The following is a 289-nucleotide window of genomic DNA, read 5'->3' as shown; positions in this document are numbered from 1 at the left end:
ATCCACCAGCAATAACCGGGCGCCATTGCTCATGCTTAATTTCCTGTTTGATTTAATTTGGCTTCGATTTGCGTCAGCGCATCAATTTTCTTTTGTAAGTCTTTGCTTTGCCTACGCAATCTGTCCAGTTGTTCTTGCTGTTGTGCATTTAAACGCGATAACGCAGTCACCGCAGATTCGCTTTCCAGCAACTTCTGGTTATAGGCTAAATCCCAACGCAATAAATCGGCTAAACCTTTAGGTAAAGTGGTCAGTTTGTCATTTAACTGAGTCTGAGCGGCAAAACGAA

General features: G+C 42.9%; 1 pseudogene. It reads right to left on the bottom strand.

The annotated features are described in order from the left end of the window. Nucleotides 1–35: 35 nt before the first annotated feature. Nucleotides 36–289: pseudogene (locus ACKX14_RS15640) on the bottom strand (hypothetical protein); the annotation flags it as partial.

This window comes from Thermorhabdus hydrogeniformans, from assembly GCF_049310025.1.
Lineage (GTDB): Bacteria > Bacillota > Thermosediminibacteria > Thermosediminibacterales > Tepidanaerobacteraceae > JBJYKD01.
Note: the sequence above shows the minus strand (reverse complement) of the source record. Positions and strands in the feature narration are given on the sequence as shown.